Genomic DNA, 17,513 nt, shown 5'->3' on the forward strand with positions numbered 1-17,513 from the left:
TGCGCCGAGGTATCCATGCCGACCACGCCGGTCAACCAAGCACCTGTACCGCGAAAACCCGGGCTTATCCTCGCCACCGTCGAACTGTGCCTGAGGCTGCTGGGCGTGCTGTTTGGCTCGATGCTATTTTCAATCATGCTGGAGTTTGCCGGCATGGTGTGGTTTTGGCCCGATCAAGGCTGGCACCACAGTCAGGTCATGTGGCAGAGCGAGTTGGGCTGGCTGAGTGCGAACTTCAAACAGTCCTTGATCGTTGCGCAACCTGCCGCAGCCGTTGGCCGAATCCTCGAGGCGATCAATGAGTGGTTGTTCGTCAGCATCGGCTGGGGCGAACTCCAGCTGCATATGACGAAGCTAAGCCAGGAGGACAGCATTCCGGGGGCAGCGGCGCAACTGTACGTCGGGTTGCAAGACTACCTGGTCGCGGCCCTATTTACCCTCCTCACGTTCGTGGTCCGCGTTGCCGTGCTGGTACTGTCGATGCCATTGTTCCTGATGGCGGCGGTGACTGGGGGTGTGGATGGGTTGATGCGCCGTGACCTGCGGAGATTCAGTGCCGGCCGTGAAAGCAGCTTTGTCTATCATCGAGCCAAACGACTGCTCATTCCCCTACTGCTCACGCCCTGGATCATCTACCTGTCCATGCCTTGGTCAATCAATCCCACCTGGGTGTTGGTACCCTGCGCCTGGGTATTGGGCTGGATGGTCGCGATCACTGGGTCGACGTTCAAGAAATACCTCTGACTGCCGCGCCTCTATATCCGCTATCGGCCAGAAACGGACGGTCGGATAGGCAGGCGCCGTCCGGAATCTAAGTTGAACTAACCGATGCCCGGCTCTCTCGATTGTCTGACAACCATCCGAGGCTGAAGACATCATGCGAGCACTTACCTACCACGGCGCCCACGACGTGAAAGTCGATACGGTTCCGGACCCGACCCTTAACGCCCCCGACGACATCATCCTGCGGGTTACCGCGACGGCAATCTGTGGCTCCGACCTGCACTTGTACCGCGGGAAGATTCCACAAACCGAGCACGGCGACATCTTCGGCCATGAATTTATGGGCATTGTCGAAGAGGTGGGCAGTGACGTGACGGCGGTGCAACGCGGCGACCGCGTGGTTATCCCGTTCGTGATTGCTTGTGGCAGCTGTTTCTTCTGCCAGCATGACCTGTTCGCCGCCTGTGAAACCACCAACACCGGGCGCGGCGCTATCCTCAACAAGAAGGCGATCCCGCCGGGTGCGGCGCTGTTTGGCTTCAGCCACCTGTATGGCGGCATACCCGGCGGCCAGGCCGAGTATGTGCGAGTGCCCCAGGCCAACACCGGCCCCTTCAAGGTGCCTGGCACCCTGGCCGACGAAAAAGTGTTGTTCTTGTCTGACATACTCCCCACTGCCTTCCAGGCGGTGAAAAACACCGAGATCGGCGCCGGCGCCAGCATTGCCATATATGGTGCGGGGCCGGTCGGGCTGCTGTGTGCGGCCGTGGCACGGATGCTCGGCGCTGAGCGTATTTTCATGGTCGATCATCACCCCTACCGCCTCGCCTATGCGCAGCGCACCTACGGGGTCATCCCGATCAACTTCGATGAAGACGACGACCCGGCCGACACCATCATTCGCCAGACACCCGGCTCGCGAGGCGTGGACGGCGTGGTCGATGCGGTAGGGTTCGAGGCCAAGGGCAGTACCACCGAGACCATTCTGGCTACCCTTAAGCTTGAAGGCAGCAGCGGCAAGGCGTTGCGCCAATGCATCGCAGCGGTCCGCCGCGGCGGGGTGGTCAGCGTGCCCGGGGTCTACTCGGGCTTTATCCATGGCTTCCTGTTCGGCGACGCCTTCGACAAGGGGCTGACTTTCCGCATGGGGCAAACCCATGTCCAACGCTACCTGCCCGAATTGCTGGGGCACATCGAGACCGGGGCGCTGGTGCCCGACGCCATCATCAGCCACCGTCTGCCGCTGGAGCAGGCGGCGGAGGGCTACAAGATTTTCGACAAGAAAGAAGAGGAATGCCGGAAGGTTATTCTCACGCCGGGCAACCGCACCATCGAACTGCCCGTGGTTGATGGTCCGGGGCAGCCTGCCGTGGTCTGACGCTCGTAGAGCAGCAAGCTGCGTTGTGCAGCGATTGATGTCCAGGCACCTTGTGAGGCACTTTAATGCACCTACTCCATCCGCACGCCCGTTATCGCCCCTACACTCACGCATCGGGTGGGTGGGGGTCGGCGCACTCGGTGATGTCCATCCTGTGGCGCGAGCAAGCCGTGCAGCGCGCGCCCTCGGCGCTGATGCGGCAAAACAAGCCCAACGGCTTTGCCTGCGTCAGTTGCGCCTGGGCCAAACCCGGCAACCCGCATGCCCTGGAGTTTTGCGAGAACGGCGCGAAGGCGACGGCCTGGGAGTTGACCGCTTACCGCACTGGCCCCGAGTTTTTCCAACGCCACACCTTGAGCGAGCTGCGCGGCTGGACGGACTACGCACTGGAGCAGCATGGCCGCCTGACTCATCCCCTGCGCCATGATCCCGCGACTGACCGCTACCTGCCTACCACGTGGGAGCAGGCGTATCGGGAAATAGGCGCGCAACTGCAACAGCTGGAGCCCGATGCGGTGGTGTTCTACGCCTCCGGTCGGGCGTCGTTGGAAGCCTCGTTCATGTACCAACTGCTGGCACGCGCCTATGGCACCAATAACCTGCCCGACAGCTCGAACATGTGTCATGAAAGCACCTCGGTGGGTTTGCAGGAAAGCATCGGCGTGCCAGTGGGGACCGTCACCCTGGCCGACTTCGAACAGACCGACTGCCTGTTCTTTTTCGGCCAGAACGTGGGCAGCAACAGCCCGCGGATGCTCCATCCGCTGCAAGCCGCACGCAAGCGCCAGGTCCCCATCATCACCTTCAACCCCATCCGCGAGCGCGGCCTGGAGCGCTTCGTCAACCCGCAGTCACCCAGTGAAATGCTCGGCCCGAACTCCACCGCGATCAGTACGCAGTACCATCAGGTGGCGATTGGTGGTGATACCGCAGCGGTCATCGGCATAGCCAAACACCTGCTGGAAATGGATCGGCTGGCGCTTGCCGAAGGGCAACCCGCGGTGCTCGACCATGGTTTTATCGCCGACCATACGCAAGGGTTCGACAGCTTCGTGGCCGAGGTGCACCGCCATGCCTGGGGGGGAAATCGAGCAGCGCTCGGGGCTGAGCCGCAGCGCACTTGAGGCGGCCGCCACCGTGTATGCGCGCAGCCAGCGAGTGATGGTGGTATACGGCATGGGCATGACCCAGCACCGGCATGGCGTGGAGAACGTGCAAATGCTGGTCAACCTGTTGCTGCTGCGCGGCAATATCAGCAAGCCGGGCGCCGGCATATGCCCGGTGCGTGGCCACTCCAACGTGCAAGGCCAGCGAACCGTGGGCATCACCGAGGACCCGGCCAAGGTACCCGGCGACATCATCGAGCAGCTGTTTGGTTTTAAACTGCCGCCGCGCAAAGGCACCAGCACCGTCGACGCTTGCACCGGGGTGCTGGACGGCAGTATCAAGGGATTCATTGGCCTGGGCGGCAATTTCCTGCGCGCCGTGCCTGACACCCATCGCATGGAACCGGCATGGTCCGGCCTTGAGTTGCACGTGGAAGTGGCCACCAAGCTCAACCGCACCCACCTGATACCCGGCAAGCACACGTGGCTGTTGCCCTGCCTGGGGCGTATCGAGCGCGACCGCCAGGACGGCGTGGAGCAAGTCTATAGCACCGAGGACAGCACCGGCTGCGTGCACGGCTGGAAGGGCACAAGCGAGCCGGCCGGCGAGCATTTGCGCTCGGAGGTGGCAATCATCGCCGGGCTCGCCGAGGCCACCCTCGGCGAGCGCGTGCGTATCCCGTGGGCCGCCTGGCGTCGGGACTACGCGCTGATTCGCGCGGCGATCGGCCAGGTCTATCCCGCCATCTTCCATGACATGGAAAGCCGTATGTGGGAGCCTGGCGGCTTTCATCGCCCGCTGCCCGCCAGCCATCGCCAGTGGCAAACCGACTCGGGCAAGGCCCTGTTTGTTACCCCGCGCAGCCTCGACGAGGACAGCGATGTCGCCATCGACGCAACGCGGCGCGACGTACTGCAACTGATGACGATCCGCAGCAACGACCAGTTCAACACCACGGTTTATGGCTATGACGATCGTTTTCGCGGGGTAAAGGGGACGCGCAGCGTCATCTTCCTCAACCAAAGCGACGTCATTCGCCTGGGACTGGCGCCGGGTGGCTGGGTGACCCTGCGCACCGCCATCGAACCGCAGGTGCGGCGCGAGGTAGGTCCGTTCCAGATCATCGCCTACGACATACCTGCCGGCTGTGCGGCTGCCTACTACCCTGAATGCAATGCCTTGGTGCCGCTATGGCACTACGCTGAGCGCAGCAAGGTGCCCGCCGCCAAATCGGTGCCCATCACCCTGCACGTTGCCCTGCCATCGGCAGCCGAGCGCGCCAACCAACTGCCGCAGGGTGACCAGGTTGTTTGAACTGGCTGACGCGGCCCCGGCGCTGCTGGCCGCTCGGGTTCAGTTTGCCACCACCATCAGCTTTCATATCGTGCTGGCCGCTTTCAGCCTGGGCCTGGCCCAGTGGCTGCTGGTGCTGGAGGCTATGTGGCTGTGGCGCGGCAATGCCCACGCGATGAACCTGTACCGCCGCTGGCTGAAGGTATTTGCCTTGACCGTGGCGGTGGGCACGGCCTCGGGTTTGGTGATGGAATACCAGTTTGGCCTCAACTGGGCGCCACTGGCCAATCAGGCGGGCGCGATCATCGGGCCGCTGATGTTCTATGAGGTGTTGGTAGCGTTCTTTCTGGAGGCCGGATTTCTGGGGGTCATGTTGTTTGGCCTGCAACGGGTCGGGCCCCGGCTGCACTTTTTTGCCACCTGCGCCGTGGCGGCGGGATCATTGGCCAGCGCCTTCTGGATTCTGGCCGCCAACTCGTGGATGCAGACCCCGGCAGGCTATTCCATCGACGCGGCGGGGCACTTTGTGGCCGAGGATTGGCGGGCAATCGTGTTCAACCCCTCGTTCCCGTATCGCCTGGCGCACATGATTATCGCCGCGCTGCTGGGCACCGCCAGCCTGGTGGCCGGCGCCGGCGGCTGGCAACTGCTTCACGCCCCCGACAATCCGCGTGCGCGGTTGCAATACTCCATGGCCTTGTGGGTGCTGGCCGTTGCCATGCCGCTACAAATCGTGGTGGGCGACCTGCATGGCGAGCATAGCCTGGCCGTGCAGCCGCAGAAAGTGGCGGCCATCGAGGGTACGTGGAACCGGCCGCCTCACGGTGCCGGCGAAGCGCTGCGGCTGTTCGCACTGCCGGACATGGCCGCACGGCGTAATGACTACGAGTGGGCCATACCCCGCGTCGCGTCGCTTTACCTGACCCACGACCTGCACGGCACCATCGCCGGGCTGAACCAGTTCCCCGAGCAGGACAACCCGCCGATGCTGCCCGTATTCCTGGCCTTCCGCGTGATGGTGGGGCTAGGGGTGTTGATGCTATTGCAAGGCCTGGCGGGGCTGTGGCTGCGGCGTCGACGCCGCCTTGCCACCACCCGCTGGCTGCAGCGTGTCAGCGTGGCGATGGCGCCCGCCGGCTTCCTGGCAATGCTCAGTGGCTGGGTGGTCACCGAGGTGGGCAGGCAACCGTTTACGGTATATGGGCTGCTGCGCACGGCAGACAGCCTGTCGCCGGTTTCTGCCGCCCAGGTATCAACGGCGACAGCGGCCATCCTGGTGTTCTATACGCTGGTATTCGCCGTGGGGCTGTGGTTGCTGTTGCGCCTTCTCGCGCAGCCGCCGGATGCGCAGGAAGCCGGGCCGCAGCCGGGGCTGCCTGGGGCACGCGACCATGGCTGAGCCAAGCTGGCTAACCCTGCTCAGTGCTGGCGCCCTCGGCTTCTCGGTGCTGGCGTACGTGCTGCTGGACGGCACCGACCTGGGCGTCGGCATGCTGGTGGCGCTGGAGCGCCGTGAGGCACACCGGCAGGTCATGGTGCTGTCGATCCTGCCGGTGTGGGACGCTAATGAAACCTGGCTGGTGCTGGGCGGCGGGGGCCTGCTGGCGCTGTTCCCCCAAGCCTACGCCTTGCTGTTGCCGGCCCTTTATGTTCCCTTCCTGGTGATGTTCGCCGCGCTGGTGTTGCGCGCCATGGCCCTGGAGTTTCGCGAACACGTCAGCCGGAAGCGCTTGCCAGACGCGGTGCTGGTGCTGGGTTCGCTGATTGCCACGCTGGCCCAGGGGCTGATCATGGGCACCCTGCTCCAGGGCATCACCTGGGCGCCGGGTGCTACCGGCGGCCAGTTCAACGGCAGCGGCTGGGAATGGCTGCGGCCCTTCCCGCTGTTTTGCGCCGTGGCCCACGTCAGCGGTTATCTATGGTTGGGCAGTTGCTGGCTGTACTGGCGCACCCAGGGGCCACTGCAAGGGCGCAGCAAACGCCAGGCTGCATGGCTGGCCCCCATTGCGGTGGTGCTGGTGGCGAGCGTTGTGGCCTGGGCCTCGCTGCTCAATGAGCACTACGCCGAACGACTGTCGCAGGGCAGCCTGCTGCCCCCTGCCACGGGACTGGTGGCCGCGCTAATGGTGCTGTTTGCCCTTGGCCTGCGTGGGCGAAGGGATGCCTTGCCATTGGTGGCGGCACTGGGAATGGTGGTGCTGGGTTTCGGCCTCCTGGCCTTTGCGGTGTTCCCGCTCATCGTGCCGCCTGCCCTTACCCTCGCCCAGGCCGCCGCCGGGCCGCGCACACAGATATTCGTATTGGTGGGTTTCGCGGTATGGGTGCCGATTACGCTGGCGTACAACACGTTTGGCTTCAGTTTGTTCGCTGGCAAAATTCGTGGGTGAAGGGTGTACCGGCTGTCAGCCTGAAGGGAGGAATTAGGCAGCGCCACGGTCGATCCCTTCGGTCACCTGCCTACTAAACAAATGTAACGATGACGAGTCACGCCTACTCGGACAATTAGAGGGGGTTGCACGGTCGTCCTGACGCGTGCGTGCCCACCTCGCCTGAGAGGTACTCACCATGTTCCTGCATAATAAACGTCTGCAATACACCGTGCGCGTCGCGCAGCCCAATCCGGGGCTGGCCAATCTGCTGCTTGAACAATTCGGCGGCGCCCAGGGTGAACTGGCCGCTGCGTCGCGCTATTTCACCCAGGCCTTGGCCGAGGACGATCCAGGTCGCAAGGACCTGTTGATGGATATCGCCACCGAAGAGCTCAGCCACCTGGAAATCGTCGGTTCCATCATCGTCATGCTCAACAAGGGCGCCAAGGGTCGCCTGGCCGAGGGCGTCGACGAGGAAGGCGAGCTGTACCGCGCCATCAACGGCGCTGGCAATGACTCGCACATCACCGCGCTGCTGTATGGCTGTGGCGCCCCATTGACCAACTCCGCCGGCGTGCCCTGGACCTCCGCCTACGTGGACACCATTGGCGAGCCCACCGCCGACCTGCGTTCGAACATTGCCGCCGAGTCGCGGGCCAAAATCGTCTACGAACGCCTGATGAACGTCACGGATGATCCCGGCGTGAAAGAAGCACTGGGCTTTCTGATGACCCGCGAGATCGCTCACCAACTGTCCTTCGAGAAAGCGCTGCATGCGATCCAGCCGAATTTCCCCCAAGGCAAGCTACCGGGCATGCCGGAGTTCACCAACGTGTATTTCAACATGTCCCAAGGGGACGGCGAAGTACGCGGGCCTTGGAACAGCGGCGAGGAATGGGAGTTTGTCGCCAGCCCTGAACCGGCCGTGGATGGCGGTGACGGCAGCGCCAGCGTTGAGCTGGATGAAGAGGACCAGGCACTGTTGCTGCAACTCAGTACCCGTACCGAGTCCGACCCCGCCAGCGACCCGGTAACCGGTGCCGACCTGGGTTCAGGTGGTCAGCCGGGCCCTGAGGAAGCATAGGAACGTCGGCGGCGGGAAGCGGCTGGTTCCCGCCAGTGCCACCGTCTGCGAATCAGGTTGAATTTTCGTCGCCCCGCCGGTTTCACATGGGTACACAACGACAAAGTATCCCGCCATGACCGTTCTCAAGCCCCTTGCTGCCATTGCCTCCCTGCCCTGCGCCGAGTCCCGTGATGCAGTGAACGTCTACCACGACTTGCTGCAAGGTGGGGGGCGAGTCGGCGAGCACGGCCTGCGCTCGTTCCTCAACCAGCACTTGGCGGCCGCTGCCGCCCTGCCCTGCGAACTGCCGGATGACCCTGCCGCGTTCGCCGGCTGGATGACCGCGAAAGTGAAGCAGGTCGCGCAGGACTACGCCCACTACCTGGAGAAGCGCCACGAGGGCGCCCCGCGCCGCTATTTCAGCTGCAAGGCCCACGCGCTGTATTTCCTGCAGCATGTGGCGCCCACCAAGTTGGTGGATGGCGCCTGGCTGTACGGCACGCTGCAACACGTCGACGACTGGCGTTACCAGGGCCTGATTCGCACCTATCTTGAGGAGCTGGGCGACGGTGAAGCCGCCCTCAACCATGTGGCGCTGTACCGCAAACTGCTCGCCGACCACGACTGCGCCGCCACCCAGCCCCTGGATGCCGGCCTGTACGTGCAGGGTGCACTGCAACTGGCGCTGGGCACGGTAGGCGATGACTACCTGCCGGAGCTGATTGGCTACAACCTGGGCTACGAACAGCTGCCGCTGCATTTGCTGGTTACCTCGTTCGAACTCAACGAGTTGGGTATCGACCCTTACTATTTCACCCTGCACGTCACTATCGACAACGCCAGCTGCGGGCACGCGCGCAAGGCCATCGAGGCCGTGTTCGCGTTCCTGGCCGAGAGCCCCGCGCCCGCCCAATTCCTGCAACGCATGCGCGCCGGCTATAACCTGAATGAATTGGGCGTGGGTTCAACCCACGTGATTCAAGGCTTCGACCTTGCGCACGAAGTGGTGGCCATGCTCGAGCGCAAATGCGAGTTTGGCCAGCACATGCATTCGGACTACTGCCAATTGGACGGCAAGACGGTCAACCAGTGGCTGCAGAAGCCCGGGCAAATTCCGGCATTTCTCGACGCTCTCCAGGCCACGGGCTGGATCAAGCGCCACCAGGACCCAGCCTTGAGCCGGTTCTGGCAGTTGATAGACGGCCCTGGCGCCGCCATGTTTGGCGTGTTCAACGGCTATGAGCAACAACTGCTGCACGACTGGATTGCCGGCAGCTGGCAGGCCAGCCAGGAAGGTCGCCCCTTCCGCGCCCGCTTTCGCCGCCGCAGTGCGGCCCAGCCCGAGGGCGATGCTGCCGAGCCGCTGGCCACGGCACCTGACGCCTTGCGCTGCCTGCTCCCGCAGTTAAGTCCTGCCCACCATGCAACGCCCGATGGCCTGCGCGCTACTCGCGCATTCAGCCGGCTGCTCAGCAGCGCAGGAGCTCAATAATGCTTTCACAGCCCCTGCATTCAACGCCCCCGGCCGCAGACGCTGACGATCTGGGCTGCGACCTGGCTATCCTGCAACTGGGCCGTCGCCTGCAAGCGTCTGGCTACCGTTTTACCACCGTTACCCCGCTGAGCCACCAGCGCAACAACGCACGCGCCGAAAACCGGGTGGCCCGGCAGGTGCGCGATGTATTCGGCTGGAGCCGGCCGTTCGCCCGTGAGTTGCTGCCCGCGGCCGACTTCGATGCACTGGCCAGCGGCGGCGTGCTGCGCGAGCATGCGGGCCTGTGGGCCAGCGATATCCGCTGGTCCAGCCTGAACGACTTGCTACTGGTGCATTCCGCATACCCCACAGTGGCCCATGATGCCGTGTTCTTTGGCCCGGATACTTACCGCTTCGCCCAAGCCATAGAGGCGCACCTGCTTAGCCGTACCCAGCCTATCGAACGCGCCGTGGACATTGGCTGCGGCAGCGGCGTTGGCGCGCTGCTGATAGGCCGGGCGCGCCCCGCCGCCCAGGTGCTGGCTGTCGACATCAACCCCACGGCGCTGCGTTACACCGCCGTCAACGCGGCACTGGCCGGCGTGAACAACGTCACTGCCTGGCACAGCGACATCCTGGCCGGCACGGAAGGTGACTTTGATTTGATCGTCGCCAACCCGCCGTACATGCATGACACCCAAGGGCGCGCTTACCGCGACGGCGGTGAAGGCCTCGGTTCGGCGCTGTCGGTACGCATAGCCGCCCAGGCGCTGGGGCGCCTGAGACCGGGCGGCACGCTGCTGCTGTATACCGGTGCGCCTTCGGTCGAGGGCCAGGATCTGTTTCTGCAGCAGGTCCAGCCATTGCTGGAGGCCTCGGGGTCTCAATGGGACTACCGGGAATTGGACCCCGACGTGTTCGGTGAAGAACTGGACACTCCCAGCTACCAGACTGCAGAGCGTATAGCCGCAGTGCTGATGACGGTCACGCGACTACCCCGAACATTACCCGGAGATCTGCCAGCATGAATTCATTAAGTGGTATGAAACCAGGCGAACGGTACAACATCGAGCACCCAGGCGATGGTCCCCATTTTCCCGGATTTTTCCTGGACGAAAAGTATTACCTGAGCCCTGACCTGTTGACCGCGGTGGGCTGGCTCGAAGACCAGCAATTCTTGTACGACGCGCTGGACGGTAACGGTGAACCGTTATTTCCCGAACGCAGAGTGGGCTTTATCGAAGACTTGATGCTGACCTTGCAGGACGGCTCGCAGCTGCGCCTCGCGGTACTCCCCGTCCACCTCGACGCTGATGAGGCGCACGAACCTTGGGCCGCGTCAATGCCTGCGAACGCAATGCCCACGCCATCGGGAACATCAGTCCAAGGTGGATCAAATCCCGGACGCCTAAGCCGTGCCCTATGCACCCTGGTGGCGGTGGGCGTTGGCGCATACCTGATGGCCCGCCTTTATCGCCGGCGCCATTAAGAGGCTGGTCCAATCACCATTATCGAAAGTTTCTTTACCCCGTAGTAGTGGTGGTCACGCGCAGAAATGCGTCAGTCGATTTCTCGGTAGCGTGCATCGTCACAGTTTTGGAAGCTATGACAAGCGTCGCCGAGATCGGCAAAATATTTTGGCAGTGGCGTTCAGGTTTATGCTTCGTCGCGCAACCTTTGCGAGATTCGATACCAGCTTGGCCGCCAGGTGACGCCCGACCGTGGGTTCATTGTCCTTCTGGATATTGAGCGGGACGACATGCCCGCGTAATTCCTACCTTGGAATGACCTTATTGTGCAAGCGTTAGAGGCGGTTCGCTGCCCGCCACCGGGCGTTGCTTCCGAGAGGGTCAGGGAGTTCTCTCGCGAAGACTTTCCTATCAAGCCCGTATTTCTAGAACTAAATTCGTTTTGAATTCGGGGGTTCTCGCATGCCTATCCCGCGCCTCACTCGTCCTCGGGCTCATCATCAGTCTCTTCGTCGGGAGGCTCAGCGCGTTCTTTCCGATGCTTGGCGGGGTCGTTGACGAAAGGTACGCGATCGGGACCTTGCTCTTCCAAACCTTCTGTTTGTGGTTGCATAGTTGTTGCTCCTGCTCCATTCGGCTTGAGGAGATCAGCCAAAGCATCGTTTAGCGTTCCCGCTGCTTCACGCATGAATATCTCCACGGTTTTGGGCCCCACCCCTTCAAAGCTTAGTAGCCAGCGCTCGAAGTCGGCGACCCGGTGAACCCCAGTGCACAACGCACGCAGTTGTGGTTGCAGTTCCTCGCTAAAGCGTTGACCCAATACCCGCAAACGCCTCGCGGTGGATTCGTCATATCGCGCATAGCCGGCGTCGCCCAACCACCTGACGACCTGGGTATGACTGCACCTGGCTAATTGTTCTGGCGTGCCCACCTGCTCCTGGTCGACAAGCCGATGAAAAGCCTCAACCGCCACAGACGTGCGAATCCGCTTGCCGATCAGAAAACTGGCCAGCAGCCATTTAAACAGGCCGTTGCCACCGGGCTCGTTGATATCAATACCCAAGTCCGCAGCGGTGACGGCGATCATGTTTGCCCCTGGATAAGAAAGCCGGTCAAACTCTTTGCACAGGCCTCTATACCTGCCGGCAACACTACCTCGAAGCCATGGGTGTTCTCGGTGGGGATGGCGATACAACCCGCCCGGCCAAGGGCCCCTACTGCCAATATCGCACTGGCGTCAGAGGCAAAATCCACCAGCAACGCCGGTTGCGGTGTGTAGCCAGCCCGTTGCGTAGCGGCAATCAATGCATCGGTGACCGAACGGGTGTAATGGCCTTTTTCGTCGCCAACGACGACAATGGGGTTTGCCGATAGCTCGGTGCCATACTCCGTTGCAATCGGGCCGACTTCCACCGCAACGGCGGTACGACATGGCAGATGGTGTGCTGCGAACAGTGCCCCTGCGTTGGTTTCCTCCTCCATGGTGGTGAAGGCGAAGTACGTGTCCTGGGCTAAGCGGCTTGGCGTTAGGGCAACCATGGCAGCCGCTTGCAGGACTGCTACCACAGGTGCGCGGTCATCCATAAAGTGCGCGCCAATAGCATCCTGAAGGTAAAACGGCTTGCGCCAGTGCTGGCTGAGCACTACTCGGGTGCCAGCTCGAATGCCGTGTTCCTCCAAATGCCTGCGGCTCTGCCGGGTGACCACGTGCACGTCCCGCCACTGCACATCGCCATCCTGAACGTCGGCGCCCTGAGGCAATTGCCGAGTCACATGCATGCTGCCAAACGACAGCACGCCAGGCAGCACGGCAGCATCGCCCAGAATATCGACCGGGCACATGCCGAAATTGACCGGGTTGGCGCCGCCCAATGCGGTGACCCGCAATGAACCATCGTCGTTGATGGTGCGGACTGACATGGCGATTTCGTCCAGATGCGCCATGATCAGCATGCCGGATCGCGCGGCTTGGGCATGGTCGGTGGGAGCGTTGAGCGCGCGAATCAGCCCGATCAGGTTTCCTGCATCATCGATCCACGTTTCATCACAATGCTTGCGCAGTTCGCGCTCGCATATCACCCGCACCTCTTCCTCTTCGCCCCCGGGGCCTCTGGCGTAGAGCAGTTCTTCAAGCAGTTGCATAGGATGCATCATGACTCCTTGAGTTGCCTTTACTTTCCGGGAAGCGAGCCCGCCACCGGCAATTGCGCTCAGGGCTGCCCGGCTCCCCCTGAGGCGCCGAACACCTGACCGGTCACATACGTGGATTTCGCCGACGCCAGTTGCACGTACAGCGAGGCGATTTCCGCTGGCTGGCCTGGACGTTTGAGCGGCGTGTCACTGCCAAACGCCTTGAGTTTTTCCATGGTTTGACCACCACTGACCTGCAACGGGGTCCAAAACGGTCCAGGCGCGACTGCGTTGACGCGTATACCTCGATCCGCCAATTGCTTGGCCAGGCACTTGCTAAAGTTGGCGATGCCAGCCTTGGTCATGGAGTAGTCGAGCAGATTCTTCGACGGGTCGTAGGCATTGACCGACGCGGTGTAGACAATGGCGGCTCCCTCCGGCATCAGCGCAACTGCGGCCTTGGTGACCCAGAACATGGCGTAAAGGTTGGTCTTGACCGTCCAGTCGAATTGATCGTCGGGGATATCCAAGATCGAATCGAAGCTGTGCTGGCGGCCGGCATTGCTGACCAGCACATCCAGCCCACCCAAGGCCTGATGGGCCTGCTGCACCAGGCTTCGACAGAATTCCGGGTCACGCAGATCACCGGGCAACGCCACTGCCTTGCGGCCAGCGTCCCGGATCAACTTCACCACTTCCCTGGCGTCCGGCTCTTCGGCAGGCAAGTAGTTAATGGCGACATCGGCGCCTTCCCGAGCGAAGGCAATCGCCACCGCACGGCCAATGCCGGAATCACCGCCGGTGATCAATGCCTTGCGACCTACCATTTGCCCGCTGCCTTGATAGCTATGCTCGCCATGGTCTGGGCGCGGGCTCATGCTTCCTGCCAGTCCCGGCCAAGGCTGTGACTGCTCGGTAAACGGCGGTTTGGGGAAACCACCCTGCGGATTACGTAACGGCGCAGTGGCAGTCCCCGTCGCCGCTTGCGCCATTGATGGTGCGGCGAAACCGACGGCGGCGGTTATGGCAGCACCTTGAAGCAGGTAACGGCGCGAGGGCTTGAAGTCTTCCATGAAAGTGCTCCTGACATTTAAAAGTTACTGGTTGGCTTTGCCAGGCTCGCCGGCCGGGGTGGCCTCGCCAGTAGGCGCGTCCGGTTTTTGCATTTGCACGGAAGCCTTACTGCGGTCAGCGCCCTCGGCAGGGTGATCGGTTTCATTGAAGCAACCGTGCAGCATGAACACGCAGCAGGCCAGACCGATCAGTTGAGTAGTTTTCATGATGGGGGTCTCCTTGGTAAGCCGTTTCAAAAGGGAGAGCCGCACGGGCTTGAAAGTTCAGCTCAATTTCAGTGCGTGGTTGGCCCTGAGCCCTGCGCGCCCGACGGCCCGCTGGTCGAGGTAGACCGCAATCCGACTCAACTTTTACCTCGCCTCAGGGTTCTCAAGCGCATACCCGCTGCAAGTTCCAGGAGGCCTCAATCATGCGTAACTATCCCAAACCGCCTTTCCCCAGCCAGCCTCAAGCAGTGCCGGGGTCGCAACGCAAAATGGACCCAGTGCCCGACTGCGGTGAGCAAAGCTACCAAGGCAGCGGCAGGCTGGCCGGCAAGATTGCACTTATCACCGGCGCCGACAGCGGCATTGGCCGTGCCGTGGCGATCGCTTTTGCTCGTGAGGGCGCAGACGTTGCCGTCGCCTACCTGGACGAGCACGAAGACGCCCGAGAGACCGCGCGCTGGGTGGAAGCCGCTGGCCGCCAGTGCTTGCTGCTGCCAGGCGATGTGGCGAAGAAACAGGTTTGCCAGCTACTGGTCGACGATACCGTCGCCCGCTTTGGGCGTATTGACGTGCTGGTCAACAACGCTGCCTTTCAAATGACTCACGAACGCTTCGAGGACATCACGGATGAAGAATGGGTCAAGACTTTTGATATCAACATTACCGCCATGTTCCGCCTCTGCCAGGCTGCCGTGCCCTTCATGTCGGCGGGCGCCTCAATCATCAACACCAGCTCGGTCAATTCCGACACCCCAAAGCCGACCCTGCTTGCCTATGCCACAACGAAAGGCGCCATCGCCAACTTCAGCGCCGGCCTGGCGCAGTTACTTGGAGAACGAGGCATACGAGTCAACAGCGTTGCTCCGGGCCCCATCTGGACGCCACTGATCGTGGCCACCATGCCTGATGAAGAGGTGACTCAGTTCGGTTCGCAGACACCGCTCGGACGCCCTGGGCAACCCGTGGAAGTCGCGCCGATTTATGTGCTGCTGGCCTCGAATGAAGGTAGCTATATCTCCGGCACCCGCTACGGCGTTACTGGCGGTAAGCCTATCTTATGATCGATTGGGTGCAATGGCCGGCGATGGCGGTCACTATCTTCGCCGCCTGGTTCACCGGTTCTACTCAGGCGAGGCGGCGGATCATCGGTTTTTGGTGTTTCATACTGAGCAATGCACTCTGGGTGATTTGGGGCTGGCATGATCATGCCTACGCATTGATCACATTGGAGGTCGCGCTGGGCGCAATGAATTTACGAGGATTCAAGAAAAATCTGGGCATGCGCCAAGATGGGCGGAAATAGCCAAGCCGACGCTGAATATGCCGTTGAAACAACGGTGTATTTGACGCTGGCAGAGTCGGGAGGTCAGGTTGGGAGCAGGATTGCCAACATTCCCTTTTCCGAGCCTGGGTACATCATATTTGCACCGATTGATACCCGTCACTGATGGCCGCTATCGGCCGGAGGCTGCCCTCCGCCCAAATGCCACGGCTCAGCCATACGCCGTAGCCGCCAGGCTGGGCTGACCTCTGAATACCCTGAACATCCCAATCAGACCGACCTGATGTCCCTGCGGAATGTACGGAGGATCAATTTTGAATGCGTCGTTAAACTGAGGGTCTCTAGATGATGGTTGCACCATCGACACTCTGTAATCTCGTTCAAAGGCATTGGCGCAAAGTAGTCTTTCTCGAAGTCTGCGATGAAAATAAAATGCTCAACGGAAAGGGTCTCAAATCTTGCGATAAGCACCATCCCGATGGGCTTCAAACCTGTCTCCTCCTCCAGTTCTCGAAATGCTGCGCTCTTCGGTGATTCGGACCGCATGGGACGTCCTCCCGGGAGATTCCATTTTGATCCTGCCCTACGGACAAAAAGCACCTGGGCTCCTCGACGACAAATGACAGTAGCTCGCTGCTTCACTGAGTTTCCTAACCGACCATGTTCTGCTAAGCATACTCCGACCGTAATGAAAGGATCGGGGTTTCGCAATAACAAATGACAAATGTGTGCGCGGTCATAACTAAGCCTCATTTGAGATGACTATCGCTGATGCCAGCTTTCAGCCATAAGCCGCCCCCAGCCGGACGGCTAAGGCTCGGCCATGCGCTGTAGACGCTGCCGCCAGGCAGCGCTGGCCGCTGGGTACGCTGGAGATCTCCAGTGTGGGTAATGGTCAGCGCAGCCTGCGGCAGCGGCTACAGTGCTGGGGCTGGCCGTCAGCAATGGGTCGTTAGCGGTCAGCCGCCGTCGGGGTTTCTCACCTCTTTGCGTCCGGTGCGAATGAGTAGAATGAAGGCGGTTGGCCCAAGACTCATCGGAACATAGTGGCAAACGCCCCTGGGCTGTCATATCCCATCTCCAGGGCAATAGTCGTCACGCTGCGGCCAATTGCAGCCATTGCGGTTAAGCACATTCGATGGAAAAAGTCCAGAGTTGGCACTGTTCCTCACTGATTTGAGGCTTTACCGCTTTTTGTAATAGCGACCAAGCTGCCTGCTGTTGGAGATTCAGCTTACCTGCTCGGGGCCCCGGCCGCTGAACTTGGACATGAAAGTGACCAGGCTCTGATCAATATCCGTCAAGCGAAAAACTCACAAGTTAGTCACGGTAGTACCAGACATGCCGGGGATAAATTGTGATGACATTTCCTTTGATACCGAGACTCTGTTTTCTAGCTATCCTGCTCCCGCTTCCCGCCTTGGCGCAAGAGGGGGTAGAGGCACGCGATCTGGGGTTGATCGTCAAGCAACTAGATGCCATCTCTCGTCTGGTTGACCGATCACAGCTTGCCGCGCCTCCCGCTGGTGAGCCTCGCTATCGCTTTGACTACGGGCAACTCTCCCAAGACCTTCAACGCATACGCCTGGGGGTTAACGACTACCTGAGCCCCTCGCGCGCCCAACCCAACGAGCTCATCCAGTTATATGGATCTTACTGCGCCAACGAGCCAAACGGCGGACACAAGCCATGAGCATGACTGACACCCAAATCAGCGCGTTCACTGCGGCTGCCGGCTTTGCGCCTCAATTGAGTTCGGTGCTGTGGCGTTCGACAGTCCTGGTGCTGGCATTGCTGTGGTGCGCCTGGGCGCTGTGGACGGGCTACCGCGGTTGGGCGGCCGGCAACCTCAGCTTCGGCGCCCTCGGCGGGAGCACGGCGCGCCTCGCGCAAGCCCTAATCGTGCTGATGTTTTTCATGCTGTCCTGACTACAGGAGACCC

Annotated in this window: 17 protein-coding genes and 1 pseudogene; 13 read left to right on the plus strand and 5 right to left on the minus strand. The window is 61.6% G+C overall.

Going from position 1 to position 17,513, the window contains the following annotated elements; genetic code table 11:
• The first annotated feature begins 15 nt into the window (after positions 1 to 15).
• The 9 genes and pseudogenes from AC0SZ7_RS04970 (at position 16) to AC0SZ7_RS05010 (ending at position 10,899) form a co-directional block, all read left to right on the plus strand.
• A complete protein-coding gene (locus AC0SZ7_RS04970) occupies positions 16 to 744 on the plus strand; it encodes a TIGR03747 family integrating conjugative element membrane protein (RefSeq protein ID WP_475503311.1) in 729 nt (242 codons plus the stop codon).
• A 133-nt stretch (positions 745 to 877) separates the two neighbouring features.
• Entirely contained in the window at positions 878 to 2,101 is a 1,224-nt protein-coding gene (locus tag AC0SZ7_RS04975; protein ID WP_475503312.1) for a zinc-dependent alcohol dehydrogenase, read from the plus strand.
• 143 nt (positions 2,102 to 2,244) lie between these two features.
• Positions 2,245 to 4,522, plus strand: a pseudogene (locus AC0SZ7_RS04980) (FdhF/YdeP family oxidoreductase).
• Positions 4,515 to 5,900 carry a cytochrome ubiquinol oxidase subunit I gene (locus AC0SZ7_RS04985; protein WP_475503313.1) on the plus strand — a complete coding sequence of 462 codons (1,386 nt, stop codon included), beginning with the start codon at positions 4,515 to 4,517 and terminating at the stop codon, positions 5,898 to 5,900. The pseudogene AC0SZ7_RS04980 and the gene AC0SZ7_RS04985 overlap by 8 nt, the downstream one beginning before the upstream one ends.
• On the plus strand, positions 5,893 to 6,888 hold the full coding sequence (gene cydB / locus AC0SZ7_RS04990; RefSeq protein ID WP_475503314.1) for a cytochrome d ubiquinol oxidase subunit II: 996 nt from the start codon (positions 5,893 to 5,895) through the stop codon (positions 6,886 to 6,888). The genes AC0SZ7_RS04985 and cydB overlap by 8 nt, the downstream gene beginning before the upstream one ends.
• 178 nt (positions 6,889 to 7,066) lie before the next feature.
• Entirely contained in the window at positions 7,067 to 7,954 is an 888-nt protein-coding gene (locus AC0SZ7_RS04995) for a manganese catalase family protein (RefSeq protein WP_475503315.1), read from the plus strand.
• Between the two features lie 115 nt (positions 7,955 to 8,069).
• A complete protein-coding gene (locus AC0SZ7_RS05000; RefSeq protein WP_475503316.1) occupies positions 8,070 to 9,428 on the plus strand; it encodes an iron-containing redox enzyme family protein in 1,359 nt (452 codons plus the stop codon).
• On the plus strand, positions 9,428 to 10,438 hold the full coding sequence (locus AC0SZ7_RS05005; protein ID WP_475503317.1) for a methyltransferase: 1,011 nt from the start codon (positions 9,428 to 9,430) through the stop codon (positions 10,436 to 10,438). The genes AC0SZ7_RS05000 and AC0SZ7_RS05005 overlap by 1 nt, the downstream gene beginning before the upstream one ends.
• The gene (locus tag AC0SZ7_RS05010; protein WP_475503318.1) at positions 10,435 to 10,899 is read left to right on the plus strand and encodes a short chain dehydrogenase; all 465 of its coding nucleotides are present in this window, start codon (positions 10,435 to 10,437) and stop codon (positions 10,897 to 10,899) included. Before AC0SZ7_RS05005 ends, AC0SZ7_RS05010 begins: the two co-directional genes overlap by 4 nt.
• A 458-nt stretch (positions 10,900 to 11,357) precedes the next feature.
• On the opposite strand, the gene AC0SZ7_RS05015 is transcribed toward AC0SZ7_RS05010, so the two are convergent.
• The 4 genes from AC0SZ7_RS05015 to AC0SZ7_RS05030 all read right to left on the minus strand — a co-directional run bounded on the left by AC0SZ7_RS05015 (position 11,358) and on the right by AC0SZ7_RS05030 (position 14,289).
• Positions 11,358 to 11,966, minus strand: coding sequence for an HhH-GDP family DNA glycosylase (locus tag AC0SZ7_RS05015; RefSeq protein ID WP_475503319.1), 609 nt, complete (start codon positions 11,964 to 11,966; stop codon positions 11,358 to 11,360).
• Positions 11,963 to 13,021: a zinc-binding metallopeptidase family protein gene (locus AC0SZ7_RS05020; RefSeq protein WP_475503320.1), complete on the minus strand. Its 1,059-nt coding sequence runs from the start codon at positions 13,019 to 13,021 to the stop codon at positions 11,963 to 11,965. The genes AC0SZ7_RS05015 and AC0SZ7_RS05020 overlap by 4 nt, the downstream gene beginning before the upstream one ends.
• Before the next feature lie 68 nt (positions 13,022 to 13,089).
• Positions 13,090 to 14,082, minus strand: a complete 993-nt coding sequence (locus tag AC0SZ7_RS05025; RefSeq protein WP_475503321.1) for an SDR family oxidoreductase — start codon at positions 14,080 to 14,082, stop codon at positions 13,090 to 13,092.
• Positions 14,083 to 14,106: 24 nt separating this feature from the next.
• Positions 14,107 to 14,289, minus strand: a complete 183-nt coding sequence (locus AC0SZ7_RS05030) for a hypothetical protein (protein ID WP_475503322.1) — start codon at positions 14,287 to 14,289, stop codon at positions 14,107 to 14,109.
• A gap of 203 nt (positions 14,290 to 14,492) precedes the next feature.
• Here AC0SZ7_RS05030 and AC0SZ7_RS05035 point away from each other — a divergent pair, with 203 nt between their 5' ends.
• Positions 14,493 to 15,350: an SDR family oxidoreductase gene (locus tag AC0SZ7_RS05035; protein WP_475503323.1), complete on the plus strand. Its 858-nt coding sequence runs from the start codon at positions 14,493 to 14,495 to the stop codon at positions 15,348 to 15,350.
• Positions 15,347 to 15,592, plus strand: coding sequence for a hypothetical protein (locus tag AC0SZ7_RS05040; RefSeq protein WP_475503324.1), 246 nt, complete (start codon positions 15,347 to 15,349; stop codon positions 15,590 to 15,592). The genes AC0SZ7_RS05035 and AC0SZ7_RS05040 overlap by 4 nt, the downstream gene beginning before the upstream one ends.
• A gap of 249 nt (positions 15,593 to 15,841) precedes the next feature.
• Here AC0SZ7_RS05040 and AC0SZ7_RS05045 read toward each other — a convergent pair whose 3' ends face one another.
• Complete coding sequence (locus AC0SZ7_RS05045) at positions 15,842 to 16,324, minus strand: NUDIX domain-containing protein (protein ID WP_475503325.1); 483 nt, start codon at positions 16,322 to 16,324, stop codon at positions 15,842 to 15,844.
• A 607-nt stretch (positions 16,325 to 16,931) separates the two neighbouring features.
• Here AC0SZ7_RS05045 and AC0SZ7_RS05050 point away from each other — a divergent pair.
• Both AC0SZ7_RS05050 and AC0SZ7_RS05055 read left to right on the plus strand, forming a co-directional pair.
• Positions 16,932 to 17,264 carry an integrative conjugative element protein, RAQPRD family gene (locus AC0SZ7_RS05050; protein WP_475503326.1) on the plus strand — a complete coding sequence of 111 codons (333 nt, stop codon included), beginning with the start codon at positions 16,932 to 16,934 and terminating at the stop codon, positions 17,262 to 17,264.
• Positions 17,261 to 17,500: a TIGR03758 family integrating conjugative element protein gene (locus AC0SZ7_RS05055; protein WP_475503327.1), complete on the plus strand. Its 240-nt coding sequence runs from the start codon at positions 17,261 to 17,263 to the stop codon at positions 17,498 to 17,500. The genes AC0SZ7_RS05050 and AC0SZ7_RS05055 overlap by 4 nt, the downstream gene beginning before the upstream one ends.
• The last annotated feature ends 13 nt before the right edge of the window (positions 17,501 to 17,513 follow it).

The organism is Pseudomonas sp. JC1203, from assembly GCF_056175065.1.

Coding starts and splice junctions, on each gene's coding strand:
- AC0SZ7_RS05005 (WP_475503317.1), top strand. CDS start 9,428: ATGCTTTCACAGCCCCTGCATTCAACGCCCCCGGCCGCAGACGCTGAC.
- AC0SZ7_RS05055 (WP_475503327.1), top strand. CDS start 17,261: ATGAGCATGACTGACACCCAAATCAGCGCGTTCACTGCGGCTGCCGGC.
- AC0SZ7_RS05040 (WP_475503324.1), top strand. CDS start 15,347: ATGATCGATTGGGTGCAATGGCCGGCGATGGCGGTCACTATCTTCGCC.
- AC0SZ7_RS05045 (WP_475503325.1), bottom strand. CDS start 16,324: ATGAGGCTTAGTTATGACCGCGCACACATTTGTCATTTGTTATTGCGA.
- AC0SZ7_RS05000 (WP_475503316.1), top strand. CDS start 8,070: ATGACCGTTCTCAAGCCCCTTGCTGCCATTGCCTCCCTGCCCTGCGCC.
- AC0SZ7_RS04995 (WP_475503315.1), top strand. CDS start 7,067: ATGTTCCTGCATAATAAACGTCTGCAATACACCGTGCGCGTCGCGCAG.
- AC0SZ7_RS05035 (WP_475503323.1), top strand. CDS start 14,493: ATGCGTAACTATCCCAAACCGCCTTTCCCCAGCCAGCCTCAAGCAGTG.
- AC0SZ7_RS05025 (WP_475503321.1), bottom strand. CDS start 14,082: ATGGAAGACTTCAAGCCCTCGCGCCGTTACCTGCTTCAAGGTGCTGCC.
- AC0SZ7_RS05030 (WP_475503322.1), bottom strand. CDS start 14,289: ATGAAAACTACTCAACTGATCGGTCTGGCCTGCTGCGTGTTCATGCTG.
- AC0SZ7_RS05020 (WP_475503320.1), bottom strand. CDS start 13,021: ATGCAACTGCTTGAAGAACTGCTCTACGCCAGAGGCCCCGGGGGCGAA.
- AC0SZ7_RS05050 (WP_475503326.1), top strand. CDS start 16,932: ATGACATTTCCTTTGATACCGAGACTCTGTTTTCTAGCTATCCTGCTC.
- AC0SZ7_RS05015 (WP_475503319.1), bottom strand. CDS start 11,966: ATGATCGCCGTCACCGCTGCGGACTTGGGTATTGATATCAACGAGCCC.
- cydB (WP_475503314.1), top strand. CDS start 5,893: ATGGCTGAGCCAAGCTGGCTAACCCTGCTCAGTGCTGGCGCCCTCGGC.
- AC0SZ7_RS05010 (WP_475503318.1), top strand. CDS start 10,435: ATGAATTCATTAAGTGGTATGAAACCAGGCGAACGGTACAACATCGAG.
- AC0SZ7_RS04975 (WP_475503312.1), top strand. CDS start 878: ATGCGAGCACTTACCTACCACGGCGCCCACGACGTGAAAGTCGATACG.
- AC0SZ7_RS04970 (WP_475503311.1), top strand. CDS start 16: ATGCCGACCACGCCGGTCAACCAAGCACCTGTACCGCGAAAACCCGGG.